The organism is Pseudomonas argentinensis (assembly GCF_001839655.2).
Lineage (GTDB): Bacteria > Pseudomonadota > Gammaproteobacteria > Pseudomonadales > Pseudomonadaceae > Aquipseudomonas > Aquipseudomonas argentinensis_B.
Window position 1 is genome coordinate 3,478,234 of record NZ_CP056087.1, and the last position, 18,896, is coordinate 3,497,129.

Below are 18,896 nucleotides of genomic sequence, written 5' to 3' on the forward strand. Positions count from 1 at the left end.
TCAGCCTGTCACTGTGGCTTGCGGCTGCCGCGGCCGAAACCCGGACGCTGGCCATCACCAGCCGGGCGGCTACGGCGGTTGTCGCCACCGGCCGGCTTGCGTGGCGCCCGATCACTCGACTCGGCACGCTCGCCACGCGGCTTGCCCGGCTTCTTGCCGACATCGCGCGGGCGCTCGGCAACCGGCGTACCACGGGCCGCTTCACCCCGTGGCGTGCGCGGTGCACGGCTGGGGCGCTCGCCCTGCTCGTCACGCGAGCTGCGCTGCGCCGGCCCACCATTGGCGGGGCGCAGGCTGCGGGCCGGGCGCTCGCCGCGGCCAACCGGCTTGGCGGCCTTGCGCTGCAGGCGGTCGAGCTTGTCGCGGGTCTTTTCCTTCATTTCCGGCAGGGCGACCGGCTTGAGGCCGACCTCTTCGCTGAGAATGTCGACTTCGCGCTGGCTCATCTCGCGCCAGCGGCCCATGGGCAGATCGGAGGTCATGAACACCGGGCCGAAGCGCACGCGCTTCAGGCGGCTGACCACCAACCCCTGGGATTCCCACAGACGGCGTACTTCGCGGTTACGACCTTCCATGACCACGCAGTGGTACCAGTGGTTGAAGCCTTCACCACCCGGCGCTTCCTTGATGTCGGTGAACTTGGCCGGGCCGTCCTCGAGCATCACGCCCGCCTTGAGGCGATCGATCATCTCCTCGTCCACCTCACCGCGTACGCGCACGGCGTATTCACGGTCCATCTGGTAGGACGGGTGCATCAGGCGGTTGGCCAGCTCACCGTCGGTGGTGAACATCAACAGGCCGGTGGTGTTGATGTCCAGGCGGCCGATGTTGATCCAGCGGCCTTCTTTCGGACGTGGCAGGCGGTCGAACACGGTGGGGCGACCTTCCGGATCGTCGCGGGTGCAGATCTCGCCGTCGGGCTTGTTGTAGATCAGCACGCGGCGCACGGTTTCCGTCGCCTCTTCGCGACGCAACAAACGACCATCGACGGAGATGGCGTCATGCAGATCGACACGCTGGCCGAGGCTGGCATCGTTGCCGTTGACCTTGACGCGGCCGGCGGTGATCCAGGCTTCGATTTCGCGGCGCGAGGCCAGGCCCATGCGCGCCAGGACCTTTTGCAGTTTTTCCCCAGCGGGGCTGTATTCTTCGGTTTCACTCATCTGGGCACCTCCCGGTGTTTTCTGGTGATGGGACGATCAAGTCGTCGAAGGGGCGCGAATCATACGCGGATCGGACGCAGGAAGCACCTGGCAGCAGAGCATAGCCGGCGAGTGGTTCAACGCCTGACCGCTGGTCGGCGGCTAGCGTTTGCGGCGCGCCTTGCTGCCCATCGCCAGCAGGCGCATGTCGGCCTCGGCGATGACCAGACGCTGCTCGGCCTTGTCGAGCTTCTTCCAGGCCTTGATTTCCGCCTTGCTGCGCCCGCAGCCGAGGCAGATGCCGTCATCGAACTTGCAGACGCTGATGCAGGGGTCCTTCATGAAGTCTCTTCGCGCTCGCTGGTGGACGGGTCATCCGCAGCGTTAGAGACCGTTTGCGGCGCATCGGGGTTCGACTCATCGGCCTCGCGCGCCAGATCATCGAAGTCGGTTTTCAGGCCCTGCTCCATGGCATCGAGCTCGGCCAGCAGCGAGCCAAAGCTGGTTTCGGCCTTGCCCTGGGCGTCGGCGTCCGGCTCGGAATCTTCGTCCGCCAGGGCCAGATCGGCGCGCGCCTGCAGGCTCTGTGGCACGGCCGGGTCATCGTCGTCCTGGGCCAGGATCGGCTCGGGCTCCAACTCGCGTAGCGCCGCCAGGGGTGGCAGCTCGTCGAGGTTCTTCAGGTTGAAGTGATCGAGAAAACCCTTGGTGGTGGCGAACATGGCCGGCCGACCGGGCACGTCGCGGTAGCCGACCACGCGAATCCACTCGCGCTCCTGCAGGGTCTTGACGATCTGGCTGTTCACCGCCACCCCGCGGATCTCCTCGATCTCGCCACGGGTGATCGGCTGCCGGTAGGCGATCAGTGCCAGGGTTTCCAGCATGGCCCGCGAGTAGCGCTGCGGGCGCTCTTCCCAGAGGCGGCCGACCCAGGGCGAGAAGGTATCGCGAATCTGCAGGCGATAACCGGAGGCCACTTCCTTGAGCTCGAAGGCGCGGCCCTTGCAACTGCCGCCGAGAATGGCCAGCGCCTTGCGAAACACATCGGCCTCGGGGCGCTCGGCTTCCTCGAACAACTCCATGATCCGCTCGAACGACAGCGGCTTGCCCGAGGCCAGCAGCAGGCCTTCGAGCAAGGTGGAGAGTTGCTTGGGATCGGACAGATTCATGGACGGGACATACCGAGCGCGGCCGTAAAAGCGGCGAGTCTAGCAGTTCATTCGAACGCGCTGTCGCCCTCTTCCACGCCTGCCACGCGCAGGCGCACGTGCACGGCGGCAAACGCCTCGTTCTGCACCAGCTCGACCAGCGATTCCTTGACCAGTTCGAGAATCGCCATGAAGGTCACCACCACGCCAAGGCGCCCTTCCTCGGCGGTGAACAGCTGCACGAACGGCACGAAGGCGCCGTCCTTGAGGCGGTCGAGCACGTCGCCCATACGCTCGCGGGTGGACAGCGCCTCGCGGCTGACCTGGTGGCTTTCGAACATGTCGGCGCGGCGCAGCACTTCGGCCATGGAGACCAAGAGTTCCTGCAAATCTACCGTCGGCAGCAGCTTGCGCGCCCGCGCCTCGGGCGCCTCGACCCGCGGCACGATCAGGTCGCGGCCCACCCGCGGCAGGGCATCGATGCCTTCGGCGGCGGCCTTGAAACGCTCGTATTCGAGCAGGCGTCGAATCAGCTCGGCGCGCGGGTCGTCCTCCTCTTCTTCGGCCTCTGCCGAGCGCGGCAGCAGCATGCGCGACTTGATCTCGGCGAGCATGGCGGCCATCACCAGGTACTCGGCGGCCAGCTCCAGGCGCACCGTGTGCATCAGCTCGACGTAACCCATGTACTGGCGGGTGATCTCCGCCACCGGGATGTCCAGCACGTCGATGTTCTGCTTGCGGATCAGGTAGAGCAGCAGGTCCAGCGGTCCTTCGAAGGCCTCGAGAAACACTTCCAGGGCATCCGGCGGGATGTACAGGTCGACGGGCAGCTCGGTGAGCGCCTCGCCATAGACCATGGCGAACGGCAGCTCCTGCTGGGCACCGGCCTGGCTGTCGACGGTCTCGCTGGCCATCGAATCAGCGCCACTCGGCGAACGGAGACGGGTCGCCGCAGCCGACGCGAATCACCTCCGGCTCGTCGTCCAGCAGGCTGATCACCGTGGAGGCCTCCAGGCCGCCAAAGCCGCCATCGATGATCAGGTCCACCTGATGCTCGAGCATCTGGCGCATCTCGTAAGGGTCGCTCATCGGCAGGTCTTCACCAGGCAGGATCAGGCTGACACTCATCATCGGCTCGCCGAGTTCCTCGAGCAGCGCCGCAGCGATGGGATGGCTGGGCAGCCGCAGGCCGATGGTGCGCCGCTTGGGGTGCAGCAGCATGCGCGGCACTTCCCGGGTGGCGTTGAGAATGAAGGTGTACGGCCCCGGCGTGTGGTTTTTCAGCAGCCGAAAGGCGGCGGTGTCGACCTTGGCGAAGGTGCTGAGCTGCGACAGGTCGCGGCACACCAGGGTGAAGTTGTGCTTGTCATCGAGCTGACGCAGGCGGCGGATGCGCTCCATGGCGTTCTTGGCGCCCATCTGGCAGCCCACCGCGTAGGACGAGTCGGTCGGATAGACCACCACGCCGCCATTGCGGATGATGTCGACCGCCTGCTTGATCAGACGGGCCTGGGGGCTTTCCGGGTGGATCTGAAAAAACTGGCTCATGGCTAATGACTCTCAAACGGCTTCGTACGAGGGCGCGCAGCCGAAACGCGTCCATAACGGGGAAAGGTCATCGGGCAGCGGCCGGTACAGGCCCAGCTCCGACCAGTCGCCAGGGGCGTGGAAGTCGCTGCCGACGCTGGCCAGCAGGCCGAACTCACGCGCCAGGATCGCCAGGCCACCGACCTGCTCGGCCGGCTGCATGCCGTTGACCACTTCCAGCGCATGGCCGCCTGCCGCGGCGAAGGCCGTCACCAGCCTGCGGCGCTTGCTGCGTGTGAAATCGTACTGCCAGGGGTGGGCGAGGCTGATCCATGCGTTGGACTGGCGCAGCGTCTCGAGCGTTTCATCTAATGTGGGCCAGTGCTGCTTGACATCGCCGAGCTTGCCGGAGCCCAGCCATTTGCGAAAGGCGTCGGCGCGATCCTTGACGAAGCCGCCGCGCACCAGGAACTCCGCGAAGTGCGGGCGCGCCGGCGCGTTGTCGCTTTCGCCCTGGGCCTGCTGAATGGCCCGCGCCCCTTCCAGCGCCCCCTCCATGCCCTTGAGCGCCAGGCGCCGGGAAATCTCCTCGGCGCGCAGCCAGCGCCCCTGGTGCAGATCGGCGATGGCCCGGCGCAAGGCCGGTGCTTCGCTGTCGAAGGCGTAGCCCAGCACATGGATGGTCGCCCCGCCCCAGATACAGGACAGCTCGATGCCATTGACCAGTTGCACGCCCAGCTCGCTTGCCGTGGCGCGGGCCTCAGCGAGCCCTTCGAGGGTGTCGTGGTCGGTCAACGCCAGCATGGTGACGCCACGCCCGTGTGCCCGCGCGACCACCTCGCCAGGCGGCAGGGCACCATCCGAAGCGGTGCTGTGGCAATGAAGATCAACCTGCATAAGGGGCGCTTTCCCGACGATTCATGTTTGTTATTATGCCGCGGCCGGCAGATTCTTGCCCGCTATCGCGCTGTTTCTCGCCTCTTTCTCGCGGTTTACCGCCTGGCCCACAAGGACCGACATGCTCTACGCCATCATCGCCACCGACGTGGAAAACTCCCTCGAGCTTCGCCTCTCCGTTCGTCCCGCTCACCTGGCTCGCCTGGAACAGCTGAAAAGCGAAGGCCGCCTGGTGCTGGCCGGCCCCAACCCGGCCATCGACAGCAACGACCCGGGCCCGGCGGGTTTCACCGGCAGCCTGATCGTCGCCGAGTTCGAATCGCTGGAAGCGGCCAAGGTCTGGGCCAACGCCGACCCGTTCCGCACCGCGGGGGTTTACGCCGAGGTGGTGGTCAAGCCCTTCAAGCACGTACTGCCGTAATCGGGAATCGTCATCGCCGCCATGAATGAGCTGCTGTTGATCGACGACGACGTCGAGCTCTGTGACCTGCTGGCCAGCTGGCTGGCCCAGGAAGGCTTCCAGGTCACCGCCCGTCACGATGGCCGGGGCGCGCGCCAGGCACTGGCACGAAACACCCCGGACGCCGTGGTGCTGGACGTGATGCTGCCCGATGGCAGCGGCCTGGAGCTGCTCAAGCAACTGCGCAGCGAGCACCCGGACTTGCCGGTGCTGATGCTTTCGGCCCGTGGCGAACCCCTGGACCGCATTCTCGGCCTGGAGCTGGGCGCCGACGACTACCTGGCCAAACCCTGCGACCCCCGCGAGCTGACCGCGCGCCTGCGCGCCGTGCTACGGCGCAGCCTGCCACCGGCTGTATCCAGCCAGATCGAGCTGGGCGACCTGCGCTTCAGCCCGGCCCGTGGCGTGGCGGCGTTGGGCGCCGAGGGTCAGGAGATCGTGCTGACCCTCTCCGAAAGCCGGGTGCTCGAAGCGCTGCTCAAGCAGCCCGGCGAGCCGGTGGACAAGCAGGCGCTCGCCCAACTGGCCCTGGGCCGCAAGCTGACCCTCTACGACCGCAGCCTGGACATGCACGTCAGCAACCTGCGCAAGAAGATCGGCCCGCACGCCGATGGTCGCCCGCGTATCGTGGCGCTGCGTGGCCGTGGCTACTACTACGCGAGCTGAGCATTTACACAGTACGGTCTCTCTTTACCCTGCCTTTACCTTGGCTGACTGCGCCTTACCTTGAACGCCCTAATCTGGGCACATCCGGCAACTGGCCGGTTTCGAGACAAGGAGAAACACCATGCGCAAGACCATGACCGCCCTGCTCCTCGCCATGACCCTGCCGACCCTGGCCATGGCCGCTCCCGGTGGCGAGCACCGCCCAGGCGGCCCGGGCCCCGGCCCACGCATGTTCCATGAGCTGGACCTGAGCAAGGAACAGCAACGCCAGGTTCACAAGCTGATGGGCGAGCAGAGAAAGAACGACCGCGAACTGACCCAGCGCTACCTGGACAAGCTGCCAGAAGCCGACAGGAAGGCCCTGGACAGCGAGCGCAAGGCCTCCCGCGACAAGCAGCAAAGCGCCATTCGCGCCGTGCTCACGCCCGAGCAAAAGAAGACCTTCGACGAGCAGGTCGCCAAGATGAAGGAACGTAAAGCCGACCGCGAAGCCTTCGAAGCCTGGAAAGCCGAGCACAAGAAAGCGGGCTGATCCTAGGGTCTGTTGCCCTGACGCTGGCCGTGATCGCGGCCAGCCCGTTACCCGCCTGCGTCATTCATCTGGCGCAGGCTTTTGCCGTTTGAGGAGTCTCCTGTGCGCTCATTGTTCTGGCGGATCTTTGGCAGTTTCTGGCTGGCGATCGCCCTGGTCGCCGGCCTGTCCATGCTGCTCGGCCGCGCCCTGAATCAGGACGCCTGGATCCTCAAACAGCACCCGGGCCTGGAAGACCTGCCGGCGCAATGGGTACAGGCCTTCGAGAAAGACGGCCCCAAGGCTGCGCAGGATCTGCTGGAGAAACGCAAACGGCGTTTTCGCATCGACACCCAGGTACTGACCGACGCCGGCCAGCCGGCCATTCGCGGTACCTTCCCGCCGCGGGCCGCCGCCCTGGAAGAACGTAGCAAAGGCGACAAACGCCTGCCCTGGCGGCGCCTGACCACCGATTACACCAGCCCGACAAGTGGCGAAACCTACCTGTTCATCTACCGTATTCCGCACCCGGAGCTGGACGCCTGGCACCGCGGCAGCCTGCTGTGGCCGCTTAGCGCTCTGGGTATCGCGCTGGTGGTGCTGACCCTGCTGAGCCTGTTGCTGACCCTGTCCATCACCCGCCCGCTGGATCGCCTGCGCGGTGCCGTGCATGACCTGGGACAGACCGCCTACCAGCAGCACAGCCTGGCACGCCTGGCCAGCCGGCGCGACGAGCTGGGGGTGCTGGCCAATGACTTCAACCGCATGGGCGCCCGCCTGCAGGACCTGATCGGCAGCCAGCGCCAGTTGCTGCGTGACGTTTCCCACGAGCTGCGCTCGCCCCTCGCCCGCCTGCGCATCGCCCTGGCCCTGGCCGAGCGCGCCGAGCCGGCCGAACGTGAAAAACTCTGGCCGCGCCTGACCCGTGAATGTGATCGCCTGGAAGACCTGATCAGCGAAATCCTCACCCTCGCCCGCCTCGACGCCGAGCCTGGCACCGTCCAGCCCATCGACCTGGCGCAACTGGCCGCCAAGCTGCGCGAGGACATGGCCCTCGGTCACCCGCACCAGCAGCTCGACGTCAGCCTGCAGCCGGGCATGCACCTGCACGGCTGGCCGGCAATGATCGAGCGCGCCCTGGATAACCTGCTGCGCAATGCCCTGCGCTTCAACCCGGATGGCCAGCCGATCGAACTGAATGTCGTGCGCCGCGGCAACGAAGCGCACCTGGAGGTTCGCGACCATGGCCTCGGCGTGGCTGGCGAATACCTCGGCCAACTGGGCGAACCCTTCTTCCGCGCCCCCGGCCAGGCGGCAGCCGGCCACGGCCTGGGGCTGGCCATCACCCGCCGCGCCGCCGAACGCCATGGCGGCCGCCTGCAACTGCAAAACCACCCGGACGGCGGTTTCAGCGCCAGGCTGATCCTGCCGTTGGAAACGGCGGTTTAGCCTTCCACCACCAGCCTAATGATGGCGCAAGCGGCCACTCGAAGATCCCTGTGGGAGCGGGCGGGGACGCCTAGTCCACGCCCGCGAGTTCGCGCGCATGGCGCGCTCCCACGCAGGGTCGCCAATGCATCTCACCCGGTACAAAGCGGGCTGGAAATCACGCCTGAGCCTTGCCCGTCCAGCCGCGGACGAATTCGTCGACATTCGCCGTCGGCGCCTCACGCAACTCGCGCTGCGGCGTGCCCAGGTACAGATAGCCGATCACCTGCTCGTTGGCCGCCAGGCCAAGGCCGGCGTCCACCACGGCGTCGTGGGACAGTTCGCCCGTGCGCCACACCGCGCCGATGCCCTGGGCATAGGCGGCGAGCAGGATGCCCTGGGCAGCGCAGCCGGCGGCCAGCACCTGCTCCTGGGCCGGCACCTTGGGATGTTCCTGGATACGGGCGATGACCACTATCATCAAGGGTGCGCGCAGCGGCATGTTGCGCGCCTTGGTCAGTGCCTCCTCGTCAGCGTCCGGGTACTTGTTGGCAATCGCCTCGGCGTACAGTTCGCCAAGGGCATGGCGCGCGTCCCCTTCGACGGTTAGAAATCGCCAGGGGCGCAGCTGACCATGATCGGGCGCACGCAGTGCGGCCTGGAACAGGCGCTCGCGCTGCTCGGCGGTCGGCGCCGGTTCGATCAGGCGCGGCGCGGAAACACGGTTGATCAGCGCTTCGAGGGCATCCATCGACTCATCTCCAGAGAAAAGAGCCGCGATTCTAACCAATGCCTGAGCGGCGCGCCTTCGCCGCCCGCAGCCGCGTGTAGCCTTGAGCCCAGCGAAACCCGGGAACGTGCCCGCCTACGCCACCCGATCCGGCGACAGCTCCGGCTGCAGGGGCGGCGTCAGCGGCGGCAGGCCGTAGGCCTTGCGGGCATCGTCGCAGCGCGGATTGTGCACGCCATTGACCCAGGACGCCTCGAATTCGCGGCAGGTGCTGGAGCGCTGCTCGTAGAGCGTGCAGCGCGTGCCCTGGCCGACATCGCCGAGCAGCGCGTTGCAGCGTGCCGGCTTGATGTCGGTGCCGCGCATGGCGACGCGATGGGGGGTGATCTGGATGACCTGCTCGTCCGGCACGCTGCCGCCGGCGGATTGGCACTCGCCCCAGAAGAAGGACACACGAAAATACGCGCAGCAGGCGCCGCACGTGAGACAAGGATTGCTTTCGGACATGATGAGAGGGCTCAGAAACCGGCAAGGGCCGGCACCTGGCCGCGTATTCTATGCACTGCCAGCCACTTGTAAAGGGGCCCGAGAGCGCCTGACGACGGGCGTGCGGGCAGGTTTACAGCGGTGCAGGCACAGGTAGAATGGCGCCACTTTTTCGCGGATAAAACCGATGGCCTGGCCGACCCTACGACTCATCGCGTTCATCAATGGCATTTTCCTGATCACCCTGGCCATTGGCATGATCGGCCCGATGTTCACCCTGTTCGTCTTCGACCGTGCCGAGCAGGTGAGCCCCTTCGCCTGGTCCAGCCTGATCACCTTTGTCGCCGGGCTGTCGATGATCGCCCGCGGCAGGCCCAGGGACGTTCACCTGCGCCCCCGCGACATGTACCTGCTGACGGTGTCGAGCTGGCTGATGGTGTGCATCTTCGCCGCCCTGCCGTTCATGTTCACCCAGCACATGAGCTACACCGACGCCTTCTTCGAAAGCATGTCGGGCATCACCGCCACCGGCGCCACGGTGCTGATCGGCCTGGACAACATGTCGCCGGGCATCCTGATCTGGCGCTCGATGCTGCATTGGCTCGGCGGTATCGGCTTTATCGCCATGGCGGTGGCGATTCTGCCCATGCTGCGCATCGGCGGCATGCGCCTGTTCCAGACCGAGTCCTCGGACCGCTCCGACAAGGTCATGCCGCGCTCGCACATGGTCGCCAAGTACATGGCTGTGGCCTATTTCGGCATCAGCCTGCTCGGTTGCCTGGCCTTCTGGCTGGCCGGCATGAGTTTCTTCGATGCGATCAACCACAGCATGTCGGCGATTTCCACGGGCGGCTTCTCCACCTCGGACCTGTCCCTGGCCAAATGGACGCAGCCGGCCGTGCACTGGGTCGCCGTGGTGCTGATGATTCTCGGCAGCCTGCCGTTCGTGCTCTACGTCTCGACCTTGCGTGGCAACTACGGCGCCGTGCTGGGCGATCAGCAGGTGCGCGGCTTTCTCGGCATTCTTCTGAGCGTCTGGCTGAGCATGGGCACCTGGTATTACTTCACCACCGACCTGCACTGGCTCGATGCCCTGCGCCACGTGGCCGTCAACGCCACCTCGGTGATGACAACCACCGGCTTCGCCTTGGGCGACTACTCGCTGTGGGGCGGTTTCGCGGGCATGCTGTTCTTCTACCTGGGCTTTATCGGCGGCTGCTCGGGCTCCACGGCCGGCGGCCTGAAGATCTTTCGTTTCCAGGTCGCCTACATCCTGCTCAAGGCCAACCTGATGCAACTGGTGCACCCCCGTGCGGTGATCAAGCAGCAGTACAACCGCCACCGCCTGGACGAGGATATCGTCCGCTCGATCCTGACCTTCTCGTTCTTCTTCACCATCATCATCGCCGTGCTGGCCCTGGCCCTGACCCTCTGCGGTCTGGACTGGATCACCGCCCTGAGCGGCGCCGCCAGTACCGTCGCCGGCGTCGGCCCGGGCATGGGGCCGATCATCGGCCCGGCCGGCAACTATGCCAGCCTGCCGGACATGGCCAAATGGTTGCTGACCCTGGGCATGTTGCTGGGCCGCCTGGAAATCCTTACCGTGCTGGTGCTGCTGATGCCGGCGTTCTGGCGGCACTGACCCTGTTGCTGCGGAGGATCTCGGCCTAGACTCTGCTGACATAACAACAACAGGAAGCCGCCGATGAGCAGCCAGCCCAGTGAACGTTTCAACTCCTTCGCCGAGTTCTACCCCTACTACCTGGAAGAACACCGCCACCCGACCTGCCGCCGCCTGCACTATGTGGGCAGCCTGTTGGTGCTGGTGGTGCTCGGCTATGCGCTGATCAGCGGGCAATGGCTGTGGCTGCTGGCCGTGCCGGTGATCGGCTATGGCTTCGCCTGGGTCGGTCACTTCGCCTTCGAGCGCAATCGCCCCGCCACCTTCCAGTACCCGCTGTACTCGCTGATGGGGGACTGGGTGATGCTCAAGGACATGCTCACCGGGCGCATCCGTTTTTGAACGGTTCTCAGGCGCGGTTCCTGCCACGCCTGTCCAGCGCGATTGCCGGCGTCACAGGGCATTGCGCCTTTGCCGCCCGGCCTTGCAGCGTATATGATCCCAGTTTTCCGCTGGCCCCGTCCGCACGCCGCCTGTAGCCTGGCGATCGGTCATGCAGTCGGACTTTCAGCAGGGTCGCCGTTAGCGCATGAATACCACTCTTCCCGCCGTCCCCAATGGCCTGCCCTCGCTGCTCACGCGCGAATACTACTCGCGGGTGCTGGCCTATCTCGCCGTGGCCGCCAGCGTCGCCGCCGGCACCTACGTGCAGGTGTTCAGCCACAGCCTGCTATGGATCGTGCCCTACGCGCTGCTCTACCCGCACCTGGCCCACTGGCTGAGCAAGCGTTTTCGCGACGGCCACCGGCACCGCACCCTGATGACCCTGCTGTTCGTCGATGCCCTGCACTGCGGCGCGTTTGCCGCGCTGCTGGGCTTCTCGGTGGTGCCCAGCCTGATGTTCCTGCTGACCCTGAGCTTCAGCACCCTGATCGTCGGCGGCTTGCGCGACATGGGCCTGGCGCTGCTGGTCGCATTCAGCGGCACCCTGCTCACCGCCTCGCTAACCGACCTGCACGTGGCCCCGGAAACACCGGCGCTGGTGGCCCTGGTGAGCATCGCGTTCACCACCCTGTATATCTGCATATCCGCCTACTTCGTGCATCAACAGGGCATCCGTCTCGCCCAGGTGCGCAACCAGATCAAGGGCGAACAGGAAAAGGCCGCGCGCCTGGCCCGCAATCTGGCCAAGTACCTGTCGCCCCAGGTGTGGGAATCGATCTTCAGCGGCAAGAAACATGTGCGCCTGGAGACCCAGCGCAAGAAACTCACCGTGTTCTTCTCCGATATCCGCGGCTTCACCGAGCTGTCCGAAGAGCTGGAAGCCGAGGCCCTGACCGATCTGCTCAACACCTATCTCAACGAGATGTCGAAGATCTGCATGAAGTTCGGCGGCACCATCGACAAGTTCATCGGCGACAGCGTCATGGTGTTCTTCGGGGACCCGAGCAGCCAGGGCGCCAAGAAGGACGCCATGGCCGCGGTGTCGATGGCCATTGCCATGCGCAAGCACATGAAGGTGCTGCGCCAGCACTGGCGGGCCCAGGGCATCACCAAGCCGCTTGAGATCCGCATGGGCCTCAATACCGGCTACTGCACGGTGGGCAACTTCGGCGCCGACACGCGCATGGACTACACCATCATCGGCCGCGACGTGAACCTCGCCAGCCGCCTGGAAAGCGCCGCCGAAGCCGGGGAGATTCTGATCTCCCACGAGACCTATTCGCTGATCAAGGACGTCATCATGTGTCGCGACAAGGGCCAGATCAACGTCAAGGGCTTTACCCGTCCGGTGCAGATCTACCAGGTGGTGGACTTCCGCCGCGACCTGGGTGCCAGCTCCAGTTACGTCGAGCACGAGCTGCCCGGCTTCTCCATGTACCTGGACACCAACGGTATCCAGAACTTCGACAAGGAGCGGGTCATTCAGGCCCTGCAGCAGGCCGCCGAGAAGCTGCGCGACAAGATCATCATGTGACGCGCGGGGCTCTCAGCAGCTGCGCGCCGCGGTCGCCAGGCGCTCGCTGCTTGCCGGGGCGCCGTTGAGCAGCGGCTGGCAGGCGATAAACTCCACCGCCGAAGCCCGCCATGACTGACGCCCGGCCTCCTCGGCACAGCGCGTGCGATCGAGTTCCAGCGCCGCCAGGCAGGCGTCACGCAGGTCCTCGGCCAGCACCCCGGTAACGCCCGGCACCACCACATCCAGGGGCCCGGCCACGGCAAAGGCCGCCACCGGCGTGCCGCAGGCCTGGGCCTCGAGCATCACCAGGCCGTAGGTGTCGGTACGCGAAGGAAACACCAGCACACTGGCACGCCGGTAGAAATCGGCGAGCGCCTCGCCATGCTGGTAGCCGAAGAACTTCACCCCCGGGTAGGCCTGCTCGAGCATCGGCCGCTGCGGGCCATCGCCCACTACCCATTTCTCCCCGGGCAGGTGCAGGTCGAGAAACGCCTGCAGGTTCTTCTCCGGTGCGATACGCCCGACATACAGGAAGATCGCACTCACCGGCGCAGCCAGCCCTGCCATGGGGGCGAAGCGCCGCGCGTCCACGCCCTTGCGCCATAGCATCAGGCGCTTCAGTCCACGCTGGGCAAGCCCTGCGCGCAGCCGCTCGGTACTGACCAGCACCGCCTGGCTGTGCCGATGGAACAGCCGCAGGCAGGCGTAGCCCACCCCAGCCCGACCCAGGCGCAGCGCGCCGTCAGGTACTCGGGAAAGCGCGTGTGCACCGCACTGGAAAACGCCAGGCCGCGACGCAGCAGCCAGCGCCTGGCGGCCCAACCCAATGGTCCTTCGGTGGCCAAGTGCACGCAGTCGGGTGCGAAGGCTTCGATGGCCGGGCCGACGCGCCACAGGTTCCACGCCAGGGGGATTTCCCCATAGCCCGGGCACGGTATGCAGCGGAAGGTTTGCGGCGACAGCACCTCGACCTGGTGCCCCATGGCGCGCAGTTCGCCGACCAGCGCCTGCAGGCTGGTGACCACACCGTTGACCTGGGGCGCCCAGGCGTCGCTGACGATCAGCAGCCTCATGCCGCCGGCTCGATAACCGCCACCTCGTCGGCCTGCAGACGTGCCAGGCGCTGTTGCTCCTCGGCCAACCGATACAGTTCGATGCGACCATCCGGGTGCTCGATCAGTGCCGTGCAGGACTCGACCCAGTCGCCGCAGTTGAGGTACTCGACCTCGCCGAGCGTGCGAATCTCGGCATGGTGAATGTGCCCGCAGACCACGCCATTGAAGCCCCGGCGCGCGCATTCGTGGGTGATGGCCTCCTCGAAGTCGCTGATGAAATTCACCGCCGTCTTCACCTTGTGCTTGAGGTAGGCCGACAGCGACCAGTAGCCATAGCCGTAACGGCGCCGCCAGTGGTTGAGCCAGCGGTTGAGCACCAGGGTCACGGTGTAGGCCGAGTCGCCAAGAAATGCCAGCCAGCGGTGGTAGCGGGTGATCACGTCGAACTGGTCGCCGTGGATCACCAGCAACCTGCGGCCATCGGCGGTCACGTGCTCGGCTTCGTCGACCAATTGGATATTGCCCAGCAGCAGTTTCGAATAGCGGCGCAGGAATTCGTCATGGTTACCGGTGACATAGATCACTTCGGTACCGCGCTTGCTCATGGTCAGTAGACGGCGGATCACGTTGGTGTGCGCCTGGGGCCAGTAGATGCCGCCGCGCAGCTTCCAGCCATCGATGATGTCGCCCACCAGGTAGATCCGCTCGGCCTGATAGCGCTTGAGAAACGCCGCCAGGTGTTCGGCCTGACTGTCGCGCGTGCCCAGGTGCACGTCGGAGATCCACAGTGTGCGTACACGCTGCTTGCGGCTCGGCCTTACCAGGGGTTCGATGCTCATCGGGCGGTCTCCGGCAGATTTTCGCCGAGCTTGCGCCAACGCGGTGAAATGATTGTGAACGGGCCATGGCAATTCAATGACGAAAGCGTGCTGCGCCGTAGCGGATACCGCACCTGCCGCAAAGCGATTCTCGGCGTACACTAGGGTCTGTTGGAGGAACTCGCCATGTCAGCGCTCTTGTCTGTACGCCACTACCACCAGGACGTCGTCTGCCACGAGCATGACCACGCCCAGCTGGTGTTCGGCCTGAGCGGCCACCTGCACTTCGAAGTGGCGGGCCTGGGCAGCCACGTCAGCCGGCAAACCTTGGCAGTGGTACCGGCTGGCGCACGCCATGCCTGCGAAAGCCGAAACGGCAGCGAATGCCTGGTGCTCGACGTGCCGGCCGGCGACTGGCTGGAGCGGAACCTGTGTGATCATGCCGATGCTAGCCGCCGGCTGCTGGAGGCACCGCTCAAGGTCGAGCTGTCGGCCAACCAGAGCGGACTGGTCAACTGGCTGGCCGCCAGCGCGGTCAACGACCCGCTGATCGCCCGCCAGGGCTCTATCCTGCTGCTGGCCAGCCTCAACGCACAAGCGGCGCCCCTTCCCACTCTGGGCCTGCCGCTCAGTGCACTGAACGCCTATATCGAGCGGCACGCGGCCCACCCCATCCAGGTGGCGGACCTGGCCCGCCTCGCCGGGCTTTCCGCTGCACGCTTCCACCACCGTTTTCTCGACGAGACCGGGCTCACGCCCATGGCCTACGTGCGCGACAAACGCCTGCGCCTGGGCCGCCAGCTGTTGCACAACAGTCGCCTGAGCGTCGGCGAAATCGCCGCCCGGGTCGGCTACACCTCGCAGAGCGCCTTCACCGCCGCCCTCTCCCGGCAATTCGGCGAAACGCCCCGGGTGCTGCGCGAGCGCCAGCCTGGCGACAAATAACGCCAGCCCTGCGACAGCCTCTCCTGCTTTGGGCCGCTAGGCTCGTACGAAAAGTCTCCGAGCGAAGGTCAGGCGAGGCAAAAATCGGTGAGGAACGGACTGGGCTCGCATCCGAGTTTACGAGTTGTAAATGAGCATTCCGAACCGATTTTTAACGAAGCATCACCGAGCGCAGGTACTTTTCGTACAGAGCCTAGAGTGCGGCCAAAACAGGAGAGCATCATGCAGATCATCGAATGGCAGGACTTCGAGCGCGTCGAGTTGCGCGTCGGTACCCTTATCAGCGCAGCGCCTAACGAGAAAGCGACCAAACCTGCCTATGTACTGCAGGTGGATCTCGGCGAGCTGGGCGTGCGCACCTCCAGCGCACAACTCACCGCCCATTACCGCGCCGACGAGCTTTTGGGCCGCCAGGTGCTGTGCGTATGCAACTTCGCCCCCAAGCGCATCGCCGGGGTGCGCTCCGAAGTGCTGGTCACGGGGGTCTATGACCATGACGGCAAGGTCGTGCTGGCCAGCTTCGACAGGCCACTGCCCAACGGCGCACGCCTGGCCTGAACCACAGACACCTAGGGCGGACCGGGGCGGCGGCCGCTCAGGAGCGCCAGCGATCAGTCCGCCATGACGGAGCACGGCGTACTGCTGCGCGAACGGAACGCCGCCCGGTACGCCCTAGGTTTCGGTTTCGCGGATGTTCGGCTTCAGCTACCGCCCGGGCGGTCGCTATGGCCCAGGGCGCGGGCCGGGTCGATCTGGTCGCGAACCCGCTGCTTGAGCACCTTGGCCTCGGGAAAGCCGCCGTCGGCCTTGCGCTCCCAGATTTCCACGCCATTGCACTGGATACGAAAGGTGCCGCCCGTGGCGGGCTCGAGGCTGACCCTGGCCAGATCATCGGCGAAGGTGGAAAGCAGCTCCTGGGCCAGCCAGGCGGCGCGCAGCAGCCATTGGCACTGGGTGCAATAGGTGATGGTGACTTCGGCTTTGCTGGGGCTCATGGGATTACTCCGGTGAACGATGGGCGTTTACAAGCGCCCATGAAAAAGCGCGGCTAGGGTCTGTTACCGTTTCAACGCGAGCCGCGTTGCCGCGAGAAATCTCGCCAGGCTAGGCGGAGGACGCAGGGAATGGTTGTTCCCTTGCCAAGTCCTCCAACGACGCATGGCGAGATTTCCCGCGCAACCCGAAGGGCCGGGCCCGTTTTGCCGCGATGCTGCGTTTCTCGCCGACTCATTTAGCCAGCTAAACTTCGCGGCTCGTGCCTTGCTTCGCGGCAAAACGGGCTCCGGCGCGGCCGTGCGTGAAACGGCAACAGACCCTAGGCCGCGCTCGATACAGAGGCAGAGGACTCAGGCGATACGTGCGAGCAGTTCGCGGGCTTCCTGTTTCTCCTGCTCGTCGCCTTCGTTGATCACTTCGTTGAGGATGTCGCAGGCGGCTTCCAGGTCATCCTGTTCGATATAGGCCATCGCCAGGTTGAGCTTGGTGAGGTTCTGGTGGTTGGTGACGAAACGGTCGGCATCGTCGGCCGATTCCCCTGGCAGCTCGTCCAGCTCCAGCCACTCCTCCTGCGGGCCCTCCTCCTCGACCAGCATGGTGCCGGCGAACGGACTGTTCACGTCATGGCCGAAGATATCCTCCGGCGTCTCCTCGGCTGCCGCCGCCGTGTCGGCCTCGGCGCCGGGGCGTTTCTTGCGCGAGGCATTTTCGAAGGGGTTGACCAGATCCCAGTCGGCGTCCAGCGACAGGTCGTCGAGATTGAGCTGGAAGTCGTCATCCTGGGGCTTGTGCTGGGGCGCGGGCGCTGGCGTCTCATCCAGGTCCAGGGTCAGGTCTTCCAGGGGGCCCAGGGATTCGAGCGGCTCCATTTCATCGGTTGGCTGGGCGAATAGCGCCGGGTAACCCGCCTTGAGGGCGTCGATACGGGCAGCGTCGAAACCGGCCTGGCGCAGGCGCATTTCCTCTTCGGCGAAGGCCGCGACGTTGCCCTTCTGCGCCAGCACTTCGAGCAGACGGAAACCGATATCCAGGCGCTGCGGGTTGGCCTGTGACGCCTGACGCAGTACCGAGACCGCCTCCCCCAGTCGGCCATAGGCCAGGTAGATATTGGCGGCATCCAGTGGATCGGTGGAGCTGCTATCGGTGCGCGGGGCGACCGGCGCTCGCACCGGCGGAGGTACATCCGCCTCGATGGCGCGCGGCGCGAAAATCGGCTCGACAGGCTCGGCCACAGGGGCCTGCACCACCGGCGGCACGACCACCACGGGCTCGGCGATGACCTCTTGATCGGGCTTACGTTTGCGCTTGAAAAGCACCAGCAGCAGTGCCACCAACCCCAACAGGGCAGCCAGCAGGATGTTCCAAAGACTCCAGAAACCCTCGGCCTGTACCGGCTGCGCCGTAGCGGTGGCCGGTGCCGGAGCGGGCTGAGGGGCAGCGCTCGGTGCGGCAGCCTGGGGCGCCGGCTCAGCGGGCTCAGCGGGCTCAGCGGGCGCGACCGGCGCGGCTACCGGGCGCTGGGCCAGTTGTTCGAGCAATTGGGCGATTTGCTGATCACGCGCTTCCATGCGCGTCATCATGTCCTTCAGCTGGTTCTGTACGGTCAGCAGATCCTGCTGCAACTGCAGGTTCTCGGCGGTGCGGTTGGCAACCTCCTCCTCGACCCGGCGAATCTGCGCCAGCACCTCCACTTGCGGTTCGGCAGGCTGCTGAGGCGCGGTGTCGGGGATGATTTCCGCAGGCGCGGCCGGACGCTCCGGGGTAGCCAGGTCGGCAGGCTGGCCAGGCGCGGCCCCGGGCATCCGCGCGTGGTCGGGTAGCAACAGCGAAGCGCCAGCGCGCAGGCGATGAATATCGCCGTTGCTGAACGCATCGGGGTTGAGTGCATGGATGTCAAGCATCAGATCCTGCAGCGACGACTGGTCGCCATCGACCCGCAGTTTGGAGGCGATCACCCACAGGCTCTCGCCGCTGGCTACCTGGTAGCGCTCGCCGCGGCTGGCGATCGGCGTGCGGCGTGGTGGCGCGTAGGCGGTGAACTGCTGGTCGCCCACCGCTGCGGCCTGGCTGCCGTGGGCGGACGAAGACGGCGGATCGAGCAGCACCGTGTATTCGCGCAGCAATTGCCCACCGGGGCGCTTCAGCTCGACGATGAAGTTCAGATAGGGCTCGCGTACCGGCTGGTTGGACACCACCCGCACGACGCTCTTTCCACCACGCAGCAAGGGGCTGAAGCGCAAATCGTTGAGGAAATAGACCCGGTCGACGCCGGCGCGGTTGAAGGCATCGGCCGGCGCCAGTGCCACCTTGATGTCCGATGGGGTCATGTCATCACCCACCGCCAGCAACTGGATTTCCGCGTTCAGTGGCTGGTTGAGAGCCGAATGCAGGGTGATCTCACCCAGCCCCAGCGCAGGCGCCAGCCCCGAATAAAACGCCGAGCTCGATGCCAGGCCGATCAGCAGATGACGAACATGAGTCATAAAAGCTCCCGATAACTCCGCTC

General features: G+C 65.7%; 20 protein-coding genes and 1 pseudogene. 9 read left to right on the forward strand and 12 right to left on the reverse strand.

Annotation, left to right across the window (positions count from 1 at the left end; genetic code table 11):
* Positions 1-8: 8 nt before the first annotated feature.
* The 6 genes from rluB to SA190iCDA_RS15535 form a co-directional block, all read right to left on the reverse strand.
* Positions 9-1,163: a 23S rRNA pseudouridine(2605) synthase RluB gene (gene rluB, locus SA190iCDA_RS15510; RefSeq protein ID WP_070886276.1), complete on the reverse strand. Its 1,155-nt coding sequence runs from the start codon at positions 1,161-1,163 to the stop codon at positions 9-11.
* A gap of 141 nt (positions 1,164-1,304) precedes the next feature.
* Complete coding sequence (locus SA190iCDA_RS15515; RefSeq protein WP_070886277.1) at positions 1,305-1,484, reverse strand: DUF1289 domain-containing protein; 180 nt, start codon at positions 1,482-1,484, stop codon at positions 1,305-1,307.
* Positions 1,481-2,311, reverse strand: coding sequence for an SMC-Scp complex subunit ScpB (gene scpB, locus SA190iCDA_RS15520; protein WP_070886278.1), 831 nt, complete (start codon positions 2,309-2,311; stop codon positions 1,481-1,483). Before scpB ends, SA190iCDA_RS15515 begins: the two co-directional genes overlap by 4 nt.
* A 47-nt stretch (positions 2,312-2,358) precedes the next feature.
* A complete protein-coding gene (locus SA190iCDA_RS15525) occupies positions 2,359-3,087 on the reverse strand; it encodes a segregation and condensation protein A (protein ID WP_170833956.1) in 729 nt (242 codons plus the stop codon).
* Between the two features lie 121 nt (positions 3,088-3,208).
* A complete protein-coding gene (locus SA190iCDA_RS15530; RefSeq protein WP_070886280.1) occupies positions 3,209-3,838 on the reverse strand; it encodes an L-threonylcarbamoyladenylate synthase in 630 nt (209 codons plus the stop codon).
* A gap of 12 nt (positions 3,839-3,850) precedes the next feature.
* Positions 3,851-4,714 (reverse strand): PHP domain-containing protein, encoded by an 864-nt coding sequence (locus tag SA190iCDA_RS15535; protein ID WP_070886281.1) that lies wholly within the window; start codon positions 4,712-4,714, stop codon positions 3,851-3,853.
* 121 nt (positions 4,715-4,835) lie between these two features.
* Between SA190iCDA_RS15535 and SA190iCDA_RS15540 the strand changes: the two genes are divergently transcribed.
* The 4 genes from SA190iCDA_RS15540 (at position 4,836) to SA190iCDA_RS15555 (ending at position 7,800) form a co-directional block, all read left to right on the forward strand.
* Positions 4,836-5,135, forward strand: coding sequence for a YciI family protein (locus SA190iCDA_RS15540; RefSeq protein WP_070886282.1), 300 nt, complete (start codon positions 4,836-4,838; stop codon positions 5,133-5,135).
* A 21-nt stretch (positions 5,136-5,156) separates the two neighbouring features.
* Positions 5,157-5,840, forward strand: coding sequence for a response regulator transcription factor (locus SA190iCDA_RS15545; protein ID WP_070886283.1), 684 nt, complete (start codon positions 5,157-5,159; stop codon positions 5,838-5,840).
* Between the two features lie 121 nt (positions 5,841-5,961).
* On the forward strand, positions 5,962-6,372 hold the full coding sequence (locus SA190iCDA_RS15550; protein WP_070886284.1) for a Spy/CpxP family protein refolding chaperone: 411 nt from the start codon (positions 5,962-5,964) through the stop codon (positions 6,370-6,372).
* Positions 6,373-6,474: 102 nt separating this feature from the next.
* Complete coding sequence (locus SA190iCDA_RS15555) at positions 6,475-7,800, forward strand: sensor histidine kinase (RefSeq protein ID WP_070886285.1); 1,326 nt, start codon at positions 6,475-6,477, stop codon at positions 7,798-7,800.
* 157 nt (positions 7,801-7,957) lie between these two features.
* On the opposite strand, the gene SA190iCDA_RS15560 is transcribed toward SA190iCDA_RS15555, so the two are convergent.
* Both SA190iCDA_RS15560 and SA190iCDA_RS15565 read right to left on the reverse strand, forming a co-directional pair.
* Positions 7,958-8,530, reverse strand: coding sequence for an NAD(P)H nitroreductase (locus tag SA190iCDA_RS15560; protein ID WP_070886286.1), 573 nt, complete (start codon positions 8,528-8,530; stop codon positions 7,958-7,960).
* 114 nt (positions 8,531-8,644) lie between these two features.
* Positions 8,645-9,016, reverse strand: a complete 372-nt coding sequence (locus SA190iCDA_RS15565) for a YkgJ family cysteine cluster protein (RefSeq protein ID WP_070886287.1) — start codon at positions 9,014-9,016, stop codon at positions 8,645-8,647.
* A 166-nt stretch (positions 9,017-9,182) separates the two neighbouring features.
* Between SA190iCDA_RS15565 and SA190iCDA_RS15570 the strand changes: the two genes are divergently transcribed.
* The 3 genes from SA190iCDA_RS15570 to SA190iCDA_RS15580 all read left to right on the forward strand — a co-directional run bounded on the left by SA190iCDA_RS15570 (position 9,183) and on the right by SA190iCDA_RS15580 (position 12,594).
* Complete coding sequence (locus tag SA190iCDA_RS15570) at positions 9,183-10,637, forward strand: TrkH family potassium uptake protein (protein ID WP_070886288.1); 1,455 nt, start codon at positions 9,183-9,185, stop codon at positions 10,635-10,637.
* Positions 10,638-10,700: 63 nt separating this feature from the next.
* The gene (locus tag SA190iCDA_RS15575) at positions 10,701-11,018 is read left to right on the forward strand and encodes an Mpo1-like protein (RefSeq protein ID WP_070886289.1); all 318 of its coding nucleotides are present in this window, start codon (positions 10,701-10,703) and stop codon (positions 11,016-11,018) included.
* A gap of 187 nt (positions 11,019-11,205) precedes the next feature.
* Positions 11,206-12,594, forward strand: coding sequence for an adenylate/guanylate cyclase domain-containing protein (locus SA190iCDA_RS15580; protein WP_070886290.1), 1,389 nt, complete (start codon positions 11,206-11,208; stop codon positions 12,592-12,594).
* A 12-nt stretch (positions 12,595-12,606) separates the two neighbouring features.
* On the opposite strand, the pseudogene SA190iCDA_RS15585 reads toward SA190iCDA_RS15580, so the two are convergent.
* Positions 12,607-13,649 (reverse strand): annotated as a pseudogene (locus SA190iCDA_RS15585) (glycosyltransferase family 4 protein).
* On the reverse strand, positions 13,646-14,470 hold the full coding sequence (locus SA190iCDA_RS15590; RefSeq protein WP_070886292.1) for a UDP-2,3-diacylglucosamine diphosphatase: 825 nt from the start codon (positions 14,468-14,470) through the stop codon (positions 13,646-13,648). Before SA190iCDA_RS15590 ends, SA190iCDA_RS15585 begins: the two are co-directional and overlap by 4 nt.
* Before the next feature lie 165 nt (positions 14,471-14,635).
* Here SA190iCDA_RS15590 and SA190iCDA_RS15595 point away from each other — a divergent pair, with 165 nt between their 5' ends.
* Complete coding sequence (locus SA190iCDA_RS15595; RefSeq protein ID WP_070886293.1) at positions 14,636-15,394, forward strand: helix-turn-helix transcriptional regulator; 759 nt, start codon at positions 14,636-14,638, stop codon at positions 15,392-15,394.
* A gap of 222 nt (positions 15,395-15,616) precedes the next feature.
* A complete protein-coding gene (locus SA190iCDA_RS15600; RefSeq protein WP_070886294.1) occupies positions 15,617-15,952 on the forward strand; it encodes a tRNA-binding protein in 336 nt (111 codons plus the stop codon).
* A gap of 143 nt (positions 15,953-16,095) precedes the next feature.
* Here the strand turns inward: SA190iCDA_RS15600 and SA190iCDA_RS15605 are convergent, their stop codons facing one another.
* The gene (locus SA190iCDA_RS15605) at positions 16,096-16,389 is read right to left on the reverse strand and encodes a SelT/SelW/SelH family protein (RefSeq protein ID WP_070886295.1); all 294 of its coding nucleotides are present in this window, start codon (positions 16,387-16,389) and stop codon (positions 16,096-16,098) included.
* A 351-nt stretch (positions 16,390-16,740) separates the two neighbouring features.
* Positions 16,741-18,873 (reverse strand): FimV/HubP family polar landmark protein, encoded by a 2,133-nt coding sequence (locus SA190iCDA_RS15610; RefSeq protein WP_139159502.1) that lies wholly within the window; start codon positions 18,871-18,873, stop codon positions 16,741-16,743.
* Positions 18,874-18,896 lie beyond the last annotated feature (23 nt).

Bases quoted from the DNA above. Each gene is read 5' to 3' on its own strand.
- rluB (WP_070886276.1), bottom strand. From the start codon at position 1,163: ATGAGTGAAACCGAAGAATACAGCCCCGCTGGGGAAAAACTGCAAAAG.
- SA190iCDA_RS15515 (WP_070886277.1), bottom strand. From the start codon at position 1,484: ATGAAGGACCCCTGCATCAGCGTCTGCAAGTTCGATGACGGCATCTGC.
- scpB (WP_070886278.1), bottom strand. From the start codon at position 2,311: ATGAATCTGTCCGATCCCAAGCAACTCTCCACCTTGCTCGAAGGCCTG.
- SA190iCDA_RS15530 (WP_070886280.1), bottom strand. From the start codon at position 3,838: ATGAGCCAGTTTTTTCAGATCCACCCGGAAAGCCCCCAGGCCCGTCTG.
- SA190iCDA_RS15535 (WP_070886281.1), bottom strand. From the start codon at position 4,714: ATGCAGGTTGATCTTCATTGCCACAGCACCGCTTCGGATGGTGCCCTG.
- SA190iCDA_RS15540 (WP_070886282.1), top strand. From the start codon at position 4,836: ATGCTCTACGCCATCATCGCCACCGACGTGGAAAACTCCCTCGAGCTT.
- SA190iCDA_RS15545 (WP_070886283.1), top strand. From the start codon at position 5,157: ATGAATGAGCTGCTGTTGATCGACGACGACGTCGAGCTCTGTGACCTG.
- SA190iCDA_RS15550 (WP_070886284.1), top strand. From the start codon at position 5,962: ATGCGCAAGACCATGACCGCCCTGCTCCTCGCCATGACCCTGCCGACC.
- SA190iCDA_RS15560 (WP_070886286.1), bottom strand. From the start codon at position 8,530: ATGGATGCCCTCGAAGCGCTGATCAACCGTGTTTCCGCGCCGCGCCTG.
- SA190iCDA_RS15565 (WP_070886287.1), bottom strand. From the start codon at position 9,016: ATGTCCGAAAGCAATCCTTGTCTCACGTGCGGCGCCTGCTGCGCGTAT.
- SA190iCDA_RS15570 (WP_070886288.1), top strand. From the start codon at position 9,183: ATGGCCTGGCCGACCCTACGACTCATCGCGTTCATCAATGGCATTTTC.
- SA190iCDA_RS15575 (WP_070886289.1), top strand. From the start codon at position 10,701: ATGAGCAGCCAGCCCAGTGAACGTTTCAACTCCTTCGCCGAGTTCTAC.
- SA190iCDA_RS15580 (WP_070886290.1), top strand. From the start codon at position 11,206: ATGAATACCACTCTTCCCGCCGTCCCCAATGGCCTGCCCTCGCTGCTC.
- SA190iCDA_RS15590 (WP_070886292.1), bottom strand. From the start codon at position 14,470: ATGAGCATCGAACCCCTGGTAAGGCCGAGCCGCAAGCAGCGTGTACGC.
- SA190iCDA_RS15595 (WP_070886293.1), top strand. From the start codon at position 14,636: ATGTCAGCGCTCTTGTCTGTACGCCACTACCACCAGGACGTCGTCTGC.
- SA190iCDA_RS15600 (WP_070886294.1), top strand. From the start codon at position 15,617: ATGCAGATCATCGAATGGCAGGACTTCGAGCGCGTCGAGTTGCGCGTC.
- SA190iCDA_RS15605 (WP_070886295.1), bottom strand. From the start codon at position 16,389: ATGAGCCCCAGCAAAGCCGAAGTCACCATCACCTATTGCACCCAGTGC.
- SA190iCDA_RS15610 (WP_139159502.1), bottom strand. From the start codon at position 18,873: ATGACTCATGTTCGTCATCTGCTGATCGGCCTGGCATCGAGCTCGGCG.